General features: G+C 37.0%; 13 protein-coding genes and 1 pseudogene. All 14 read left to right on the forward strand.

All coding sequences use genetic code 11. The features are described from left to right. Positions 1-66 precede the first annotated feature (66 nt). Entirely contained in the window at positions 67-420 is a 354-nt protein-coding gene (locus tag DXC01_RS19160; RefSeq protein ID WP_118699631.1) for an arsenate reductase family protein, read from the forward strand. Between the two features lie 3 nt (positions 421-423). Beyond that, positions 424-1,121: pseudogene (locus tag DXC01_RS19165) on the forward strand (metallophosphoesterase). 21 nt (positions 1,122-1,142) lie between these two features. Then, positions 1,143-1,673 carry a flavodoxin family protein gene (locus DXC01_RS19170; protein ID WP_118699632.1) on the forward strand — a complete coding sequence of 177 codons (531 nt, stop codon included), beginning with the start codon at positions 1,143-1,145 and terminating at the stop codon, positions 1,671-1,673. A 361-nt stretch (positions 1,674-2,034) separates the two neighbouring features. After that, positions 2,035-2,403, forward strand: coding sequence for a helix-turn-helix domain-containing protein (locus DXC01_RS19175; protein WP_118699633.1), 369 nt, complete (start codon positions 2,035-2,037; stop codon positions 2,401-2,403). Between the two features lie 65 nt (positions 2,404-2,468). Next, positions 2,469-3,251 (forward strand): ImmA/IrrE family metallo-endopeptidase, encoded by a 783-nt coding sequence (locus DXC01_RS19180; RefSeq protein ID WP_118699634.1) that lies wholly within the window; start codon positions 2,469-2,471, stop codon positions 3,249-3,251. Continuing rightward, entirely contained in the window at positions 3,248-3,667 is a 420-nt protein-coding gene (locus tag DXC01_RS20810; RefSeq protein WP_243111677.1) for a hypothetical protein, read from the forward strand. The genes DXC01_RS19180 and DXC01_RS20810 overlap by 4 nt, the downstream gene beginning before the upstream one ends. Before the next feature lie 18 nt (positions 3,668-3,685). Beyond that, positions 3,686-4,090: a hypothetical protein gene (locus DXC01_RS20815; RefSeq protein ID WP_243111678.1), complete on the forward strand. Its 405-nt coding sequence runs from the start codon at positions 3,686-3,688 to the stop codon at positions 4,088-4,090. Positions 4,091-4,276: 186 nt separating this feature from the next. Continuing rightward, complete coding sequence (locus DXC01_RS19190) at positions 4,277-5,155, forward strand: LysR family transcriptional regulator (RefSeq protein ID WP_118699635.1); 879 nt, start codon at positions 4,277-4,279, stop codon at positions 5,153-5,155. A gap of 127 nt (positions 5,156-5,282) precedes the next feature. Next, positions 5,283-5,753, forward strand: coding sequence for a flavodoxin (locus tag DXC01_RS19195; RefSeq protein ID WP_118251888.1), 471 nt, complete (start codon positions 5,283-5,285; stop codon positions 5,751-5,753). A gap of 28 nt (positions 5,754-5,781) precedes the next feature. Continuing rightward, complete coding sequence (locus tag DXC01_RS19200; protein ID WP_118699636.1) at positions 5,782-6,549, forward strand: carboxymuconolactone decarboxylase family protein; 768 nt, start codon at positions 5,782-5,784, stop codon at positions 6,547-6,549. A gap of 53 nt (positions 6,550-6,602) precedes the next feature. Continuing rightward, the gene (locus DXC01_RS19205) at positions 6,603-7,118 is read left to right on the forward strand and encodes an alpha/beta hydrolase (RefSeq protein ID WP_118699637.1); all 516 of its coding nucleotides are present in this window, start codon (positions 6,603-6,605) and stop codon (positions 7,116-7,118) included. Positions 7,119-7,120: 2 nt separating this feature from the next. Then, the gene (locus tag DXC01_RS19210; RefSeq protein WP_118699638.1) at positions 7,121-7,663 is read left to right on the forward strand and encodes a flavodoxin family protein; all 543 of its coding nucleotides are present in this window, start codon (positions 7,121-7,123) and stop codon (positions 7,661-7,663) included. A gap of 605 nt (positions 7,664-8,268) precedes the next feature. Then, positions 8,269-8,475 carry a hypothetical protein gene (locus tag DXC01_RS19220; protein ID WP_199705057.1) on the forward strand — a complete coding sequence of 69 codons (207 nt, stop codon included), beginning with the start codon at positions 8,269-8,271 and terminating at the stop codon, positions 8,473-8,475. A gap of 25 nt (positions 8,476-8,500) precedes the next feature. Beyond that, complete coding sequence (locus DXC01_RS19225; protein WP_118049729.1) at positions 8,501-9,655, forward strand: hypothetical protein; 1,155 nt, start codon at positions 8,501-8,503, stop codon at positions 9,653-9,655. Positions 9,656-9,768 lie beyond the last annotated feature (113 nt).

Below are 9,768 nucleotides of genomic sequence, written 5' to 3' on the forward strand. Positions count from 1 at the left end.
TACTATATTCATTGCTTGCTTATCGAAATTATCTTGTATAAATATGGGTCAAGTTAAGCTTTAGCTGTGGGGAGTGTCAAGAACATACAGATCTTCGGAACAAAAAAATGCAGCGACACAAGAAAAGCAGAACGTTTTTTCAAAGAGCGCGGCATTAAGTATCAGTTTGTTGATATGAAAGAAAAGGGTATGAGTAAAGGTGAATTTACATCGGTTGCACAGGCAAACGGTGGTTTGGAAAATATGATCAACTGGGAAGGTAAAGACAAGGACATGCTTGCATTGATCAAATATATTGCGGATGAGGACAAGCTGGCAAAGATACTAGAGAATCCGCAGGTGATCAAAACACCTGTAGTTCGAAATGGAAAGCAGTCAACGCTTGGATATCAGCCGGATATATGGAAAGGGTGGAAATAGGATATGGCATTGTGGGCGATGGGGGATTTTCATCTGGCATTTTCGGTGGATAAGCCGATGGAAGTCTTTGATCCGATATGGAAGAATCATGAAAAGAAGATCCAGAAGTATGTCACAAAATGTGTGAAGGATACAGATACGATCGTGATCACAGGAGACCATAGCTGGGGGAGAAATCTTGAAGAGTGCGAAACGGACCTTAAATTTATTGAGGAACTTCCCGGGCGGAAGATCCTGCTCCGTGGAAATCATGACATGTTCTGGGACGCAAAGAAAACTGCCAGATTAAATGACAGATTTGAGGGCCGGCTTCAGTTTCTTCAGAATAATTATTACAATTACGGAGATTATGCGCTGGTCGGAACCAAGGGATATTGTTATGAGGGAAAAGATTCAATAGAACATTTCCTGAAGATCAGGGAGCGGGAGGGGGAGCGGCTGAGGATATCGTTTGACAAAGCAAAAGCAGACGGATATTCTAAGTTTATCATGTTTTTGCATTATCCCCCGACAACCATCGGAGAGCAGGAAAGTCCCTTCACGCGCAGATGGCAGAAAAATACGGTGCAGAGCAGGTGATCTATTCTCACTGCCATGGCAGGGAAAGATACGATGACAGCTTCAAAGGAGAAGCAAACGGAATCATGTATCGGCTCGTTTCATCAGATTATCTGAAGTTCAGGCCGGAACGAATTTTATAAAATCAGAAAAGAGGAAAAAATATGAAGATCGCAATCATCAACGGAAGCGCAAGAAAAGGAAATACTTTAACAGCAATTAATTCTTTTATCAAAGGGGCATCTGAAGGAAATGAGATTGAAGTCATTAATCCGGACAAACTGAATATCGCACCATGCAAAGGCTGCGGCGCCTGTCAATGTCATAAGGGCTGTGTGGACAAAGACGACACAAACCCGACCATCGACAAGGTCGCAGCAGCAGATATGATCCTTTTTGCAACACCGGTTTACTGGTGGGGAATCACAGCACAGATCAAACAGGTTATCGACAAATGCTATTGCCGTGGCATGCAGATGAAAGAGAAAAAAGTCGGTATCATTGTTATTGGCGGTGCTCCGGCAGGGGATAAACAGTATGATCTGATCAAGAGCCAGTTTGACTGCATAGCAGACTATCTGGCATGGGATGTTCTGTTTTACAAACCATACTCCGCAAATGGCAAAGATGAACTGGCGAAAGATATTGAGGCGATGAAAGAGTTTGAGATGTTAGGAAAAGCACTGGAGAAATAAGTGCTCAGAGGAGAGGGGATAGTGATGATAAGAGTTTTATTCGTTTGCCACGGCACTTTTTGAAAGCTTCGCCAAAAAGCCAGTAAAATCACGGTCTGGAAGGCATAGGCGGTTAGAAAATAACCCGAAAATAACCCATGGGATTTTTGTGCAGATATTACATATAAATATAGATGATGTTTGGGACGCGATATGATAGATGAGCTGTAAGATTTTGGAAAGAGAAATCTTATGGCTTTTTTGCAAACAAATAGAAGAGAAAAATAGTGTTAAAATGTAAAAAAATATTTTACAATATTATTGATAAATACTCTTTATTTGAATATAATTAGGCTAGAAAAGAGAAAAGGAGGTCATCACAATGAAGTTTGATGAATTATTTGAACAGAGAAGTCTGGTGGCTTCGAAGTTAAAAGATTGTATTAGAGATATGGGGTATACAAAAGTATCCTTTGCGGCAAAGGCAGATATTTCACGACCAACTCTTGATAAGTTGCTGAATGGTAGTATAGACAGCAAGAGTTCTTTTGATCGCCATTTGCAGAAAATACTGAAATTACTCAATATGACGGTAGAAGACTTGATGTTGTATCATTCAGCTCCCTCAAAGCTCTCTACCGCAACGGTGTATTCACAGAACGCACTGATGGATCATGAAATGAACGAAACAGCAAAGAAGCAGTATAATTTACTTCTTGATGTAATTGATTTGTGTGCGATTTATTATTAAAGGTACCTATAATTTACCGAATAGCAGTTTTGTGTCAATCGAAATGAAATGGAGATGTGGATTAGATGAGTGAATTAATTACTGCCCAAAACTTGGAGCTTGTTATAAAAAAGAATCATGAGATTAAAGAGGAAGTTCTAGCACAGGCAATTAGACTCCAGACAAATCCATCTATAATGAAAGTTGCATCAGTTCCACAACTTGCACTACTAATTTTACAGGGATTTGGTTTGATTCAGATGCCTATAGAAGATAAATATTGGAGTGGTGCTATATTTGTTAAGGACGAAAAGATTATTCCTGTTATAAATACTGCACTCCCCAGAGCAAACCAATATTTTACAGCGTGGCATGAGATATATCATTTGATATTTGATAAAGTATCATTTGACCATTTTATTGAAACTGATAATACACTAGAAGAGAGAAAAGCGGAGTATTTTGCAGCATGTATGCTGTTAAATGGTGTTGACAGGTATTTTACAGAACTTCCGGAAGCAGAGTTTGTTTCAAAAATATTCCATTGTATGTCAACATTTCAAGCACCATATAAAGCAGTGTTGGTATCTTTATATGAATATGCTATACAAAGTGAAAATGAAAAGCTTTGTGGCAAAATCAAAGAAGTATTTGACCTTCAGTTTGATGATTTACCAAACAGATTCAGAATGCTTGGATTGGACGACAGTCTGGTATGCCCTTCTTATGTTGTCAATACGTCTTCTTTACAAGAAAAAATAAAGAGGACAAGAGATGAAAATCCTGAGGTTCGTTATCATGAAGATAATGAGGAGTATTTAAAGAATATTATGGCTGAAATAGCTCTGATAACAAGGAGGAGCGAATGATAGATATAGAAAAAATTGAAAACATAGATGATAAAAAGCATATCGCTCTTTTAGATACTTCATCAATCTCTTTTATGCAGGGACTGAAAATGAAAGGCATACAACCAGAGGACATATTGAAAGATTATGATTTGATTCTGATTCCGGAATGGGTGTTAACTGAAATAAATGATGCTCCGGGAAGAGCTAATTATGTACAAGGATTAATAGAAATGGGATACCCGATATACTGCATTAAAGAGGAATCATATTCGGATTTGACAAATAACGAAGAAGGAAATCTTTATCAGATAGTCCTGGCATCAACGCACCAGTTGGCAAGAATCAGAAGCTATTTGCGTCGTCATGTTGAAAAAGTGGATCCGCTTGATATGGAAGCATATGAAGAGTGGATTCAAAGGTTATATGATGAATAGCCAATTTCTGAAGAGATGTTGTCTACTGGTAGAATAAAAAAGAAAAATGCTGGTGAGGTATCAATTACGATTTTGTCTGAGATAATATCATGGTATTACCCTGAAACAAAGACACTGACTATATATTCTCAAGATGGTGATACATATGATTTTCAAAGAAAAGCAGAGACTGATTTAAGAAAAGTATTTGCGGCAAAAGCGCCTGTGCCAATATCTTACAAGAGTAATGATGCTATATTATGCCAACTTGTAAGAGAAGGAAAAATCAATATAGATGATATTAATGAATACAGAAAAGATGTACGGAAAATCACATATAGTAAAGAACAGGATGATTATGCAATCGTATTGGTTACGGAATTAGTAAATAACGAATTGTTTGCAGAACTTGTTTCTGATAAAACTGTGCATATTATTTTTTAAAGTTGTGATGCTAAATTTGAATTACAATGTCCCTCGGGATCTCCCTCGGAATGTCCCTCAGAAAAAATGACAATGACGTCAGGAATAAGTTCCAAGGCTGTAAAATGTCACATTAATGATATAGATGATGTTTGGGACGCAACATGATAGAATGGTTACAAGAAAAATTTGTAGGAATATAAAGATATGGAATTAAGATTATTACGCTATTTTTTGACAGTAGCAAAAGAACAGAGCTTTACAAAAGCAGCAGAACAATTGCATATTACCCAGCCAACGCTTTCCAGACAAATGGCAGCATTTGAAGAGGACCTGGGAATAACATTATTTATTCGAAACGGAAAGAAAATATCGCTTACTGATGAAGGAATTTTATTAAAAAGGCGTGCCCTGGAGATTCTTAATCTTGAGGAAAGAACGCTTGAGGAACTGAACAGGAAAGAAGATGTTGTGGAGGGTACCATAACCATTGGCTGTGGTGAATTTGCGGCAGTAGAAACATTGGCGAAAATATGCAAAACATATAAAGAAAAATACCCACTGGTTCAGATTGTACTTCATACTGCAACAGCAGATACGGTGTATGAGATGATGAATAAGGGTCTTGTAGATATTGCGTTATTCATGGAACCGGTTGACACTGAAGGGCTGGATTATATTCGGATTTCGGATTGTGACCACTGGTGTGTTGGAATGCGCCCAGATGATCCGCTGGCAGAAAAAGAGTTTATAAAAAAAGAAGATCTCATTGGAAAACCATTGATTCTGCCAGAAAGAACGAATGTTCAAAGCGAACTTGCCAATTGGTTTGGGAAAGACTTTTCGAAACTGCAGATTGCTTTTACAAGTAATCTTGGAACGAATGCCGGAGTTATGGCGGCAAATGGACTGGGGTATCCGGTATCGATCGAAGGTGCTGCAAAGTATTGGCGGGAGGATATTCTTGTACAGCGAAGAATTTCTCCTGAAATCACGACAAGCACTGTGATTGCCTGGAGACGGAACATCCCATATTCGCTGGCAGTCCGTAAAATAATAGAAGAAATAAATGCTTTTCGGGCATAAAACAAAATTCAATATAAGCATTAGACATAATGAGGCGATGGAGCTTAAAATAGATGTGTAAGATGAATGTGAATCTTATACATCTATTTTTTCTGTGAAAAATACGCAAGGAAAGAGGTTTTGTATTATGTGTAAAAAATTAGTTGCATTTTTCAGTGCAAGTGGAACAACAAAAAAAGTAGCAGATATGATTGCAGAGGAAGCAAAAGCAGACTTATTTGAGATTGAGCCGAAGATTCCATATACAAAGGCTGATCTTGACTGGATGGATAAAAAATCCAGAAGCAGTGTGGAAATGAGTGATAAGAAATACAGACCGGAGATTATAAAAAAAGAAATGGATATGAGTTCTTATGATGAGATCCTTCTTGGATTTCCAATCTGGTGGTATGTGGCTCCGACAATCATCAATACATTTTTGGAAACTTATGATTTTGGCGGTAAAAAGATCGTGCTTTTTGCAACATCCGGTGGAAGCGGATTCGGTAATACTATAAAGGAATTACAGCTGTCCGCGCCAGATGCAGTTATTACAGAAGGCAGCTTGTTAAATCGTGGAACTAAACAGGAAATCAGTGATTGGGTAAAATCTTTATAAATAACAGTGCTATGGAGGGATACATAATATGGGAAAAATAATACAGACAGCAGGAAGAAATGCACTTGGTGAATTTGCACCAGAGTTTGCACATTTTAACGATGATGTGCTTTTCGGTGAAAACTGGAATAACCAGAATATCGACGTAAAAACAAGAAGTATCATTACAGTGGTTGCTCTGATGGCTTCCGGAATTACGGATTCTTCTTTAAAATATCATCTTCAAAATGCAAAAAATCATGGTGTGACACAAAAAGAGATTGCTGCAGTGATAACACATGTCGCATTTTATGCAGGATGGCCAAAAGCATGGGCTGTTTTCAATCTTGCAAAGGAAGTGTGGGAGACAGGCGAAGGAGATTTGCCATACGAAGAGGAAGCGATGCGGGCGCATGCAAAAGAGATGGTATTTCCAATTGGTGCACCAAACGATGGCTTTGCACAGTATTTTTCTGGCAGAAGTTTTCTTGCACCAATCTCTACATCTCAGGTTGGAATTTTCAATGTAACATTTGAACCTGGATGCAGAAATAACTGGCATATCCATCATGCAAAAAGTGGGGGAGGACAGATACTGGTATGTGTTGCCGGAAGAGGATATTATCAGGTAGAAGGTAAAGAAGCTGTAGAAATGAAGCCAGGCGACTGCATCAATATTCCGGCAGAAGTGAAACACTGGCATGGCGCAGCACCGGATGAATGGTTTTCACATCTGGCAATAGAAGTTCCGGGCGAAAATAGTTCCAATGAATGGCTTGAACCGGTAAGTGATGAAGAATATAGAAAACTAAAATAGGAAGGTTGAAAAAAGTATATTTACAAGACAATTTGCATATGGGGGTTATATTTATGTTGAAAACAGAAGAATTAAAACTAGTATCTGAATGGGATAAAACTTTTCCAAAAAGTGAAAAAGTAGATCATGAGAAAGTGACATTTGTAAATCGTTATGGAATCACACTTGCTGCAGATTTGTATAAGCCGAAAAATGCATTTGGGAAATATCCAGCGATTGCTGTAAGTGGACCATTTGGTGCAGTCAAAGAACAGTGTTCCGGATTATATGCGCAGACGATGGCTGAAAAAGGATACCTTACTATTGGATGTATGTCATTTATGAATCAGCCAATATTAAAGTATAGCAATGAAATCAGAAGTGCAGTCCTCATTGTTCACGGAGAAAAAGCGCACAGCTATTATTTTGGAAAAGATGCTTATGAAAATATGATTAAGGACAGCAAGTACACATCCAATAAAGAGCTGCTAACAATTCCAGGGGCTGTTCATACAGATCTTTACGATAATCTGGATATGATCCCATTTGATAAAATCCAGAAATTTTTTGAAGAAAACGGAGTTGGTTAATTATGGTAAAAAAAGTATTGATCATATCGACAAGTCTTCGAGGAGGGAGCAATTCTGATATACTTGCAAATGAGTGTGCAAAGGGAGCAAAAGAAGCAGGGCATGATGTGGAACTTCTTTCTTTGAAAGGAAAAGATATAAAATATTGTATCGGTTGTCTATCCTGTCAGAGGACTGGTATATGTGTACTGAAGGATGATGTTGCAGATATTATGGCAAAGGTAAAGAATGCGGAGGTTGTTGTCTATGCAACCCCAATTTATTATTATGAGATGTGCGGTCAGATGAAAACACTTCTTGATAGATTGAATCCTTTATATTCGACAGATTATTTATTCAGAGATATCTATATGATTGCAACTGCGGCAGAGAATGAGGAAAGCGCATTTGAGAAAGCCTATAATGGGTTGCAAGGCTGGGTAGATTGTTTTGAAAAGGCTTCCTTAAAAGGCATGGTCAGTGGCGGTGGAATTGATGCAGCAAATACAGTTGAGGAACATGTGGATATAATGAAGAAAGCATATGAACTTGGGAAAAATTTATAAGTTGAAAATAATTCTAATTATTAAAACTAATAGTAACTCAATATTATCAATAGCAAAGCTATAAGATTTCAAAAATGGAGTCTTATAGCTGTTTTTTTGCGCAAAAATAAAAAATTATTCTCCAAGACCCTGTAAAAACACCGTTCTTCTTTTGCATATGTGAGAGACAAAAACAAAAAAATAAAATTTTTTGCATTTGCCCACTGTATTTTACCCTCTGAGCGTTTCGTTATATGAGGGCGTAAAAAAGAAAGTCTGATGCAGTGGCAAAGAAATTAAATCCATAACACTGGTCAGATAGACAAATCCATCTATTGTCCAGATGTAGGTAATATCCGAACACCAGACTGCATTCGGACGATCAGGATTAAATTGCTCATCAAGGATATTTTGTAATTCAGTGCTGAAATCGGAATCTTTTGTGGCAATCGTCCATGGTTTGCTCAACTGAGCACGGATTTACATTTGGCGCATATGAGAGCGTTTCAAGTTTTGTGTAAACAGAAAAAACTGATATAAGATATGTCATTAGTTATCGAGGACAGAACCTGTTTTTCAGGCTTCTGTCCTTGTTTGTATTATAATGCAGTTTTAGGGTATATATTATGGCTTTATATACATACTGTCTGTCAGCAAGAAAAGCGGTGGTTTTGGAAAATATAGAGATGGAGGGACTTTCGGAAGCGGAGCTTTCTATGGTAAAATTAGAGAGTGTCAGGGAAGTGTTATTTCAGGCATTATTGCTTGATGATGTGAAGTTTGAAGATGGCAAGATGTATACGGAGTTAAGCAGTATATATTTATTGTGTTAAAAGTAGAAAGGGGAGCTGAGAGGAAATGAAGTGTACCATTTTTTATTCTTGGCAATCAGATTTGCCCAACAAAGATAACAGATCATTTATTGAAAATTGCATAGAAAAGGCAATTAAAAAAGATAAATTAGGGTTTGAAGCTGGTTTGACGATAGCTGTTGATAGAGATACAAAGAAAACGGTTGGAACACCAGATATAGCTGGAACAATTTTTGATAAAATTGCAAAAACCGATATTTTTATTTGCGATATATCTATTATTAATGGAAACGACAAAGGGCGCAAGTGTCCCAATCCTAACGTATTGTTGGAACTGGGATATGCGGTTAGGACTCTTGGGTGGGATAGAATCATTTGCTTCTATAATTTGAAATATGGAGATATAAAATGTGTTCCATTTGATTTAAGTCATCGTCGTATATTTTGTTATAATTCTGATAATGAGAATGAAAAAGAAGAGGTATCTAAGGCATTATCGGTGGGGATGAAAGAGATGATAGCGAAAGGTTTAATTAGTAACCCTTTACGTGATCATATGAAAGGACGAATTGATTATTGTATATTAGAAATTTTAAAACAGATAAGTTGTGTTTTGTTTAACACAATTACAATGTCTGATGCTTTGGCAAAAGTTACAGAGGTCTTGGATTTTACAGAAGAGAAAATTGTGGATATATTATCCGATAATCATAAAGTATTGGGATTCTTTGCAAATAATGATTTAGAAGAAGTGAAAAGAAAGAGTGAAGCTATTTTTTCTGCAATTACTACATCAAATGTATATCAAGTCGAATGGGCAGTTTTAGTATTGGAACTGATTGACTGGGTAAGAAGATATCAATATCTTATATCCGATAGGGCAAAAAATATATTGTATAGCGCTGTTTTAGAACCTATTCCATATTTGAATGTAGTTGCAGGAAGAGAGTTGAATCCCAATAATCCTGATAGTTCCTGGTTGTTATTAAAAAAGATGGGGACTGATTCGGGAAAAGTACTATATGCGGGCACAATGGTGAAGATTGATAAAAAATATTTAGTATCTCCTTGGCATATAAACGATGCGGCAGTAGAAAAATTTGCAAAATGTCTAGTTGATGCTATAAATATGGCAAAAAAGTGGCTTGATGAAACAGAGGGAGAATTTATTTTAGATCCAGATTATTATGGGATTATATGAAATTTGAAGTTGAAAAGCTGTATTTATATTATATGTTGTGATGATTCATTGAAGATAGGAGCTTCTTGTATAATTCAAATATAGGGAATTCCGAGAAAGAAGGTTGAGAAAAA

This window comes from Blautia sp. OM07-19 (assembly GCF_003481595.1).
Classification (GTDB): Bacteria; Bacillota; Clostridia; order Lachnospirales; family Lachnospiraceae; genus Blautia_A; species Blautia_A intestinihominis.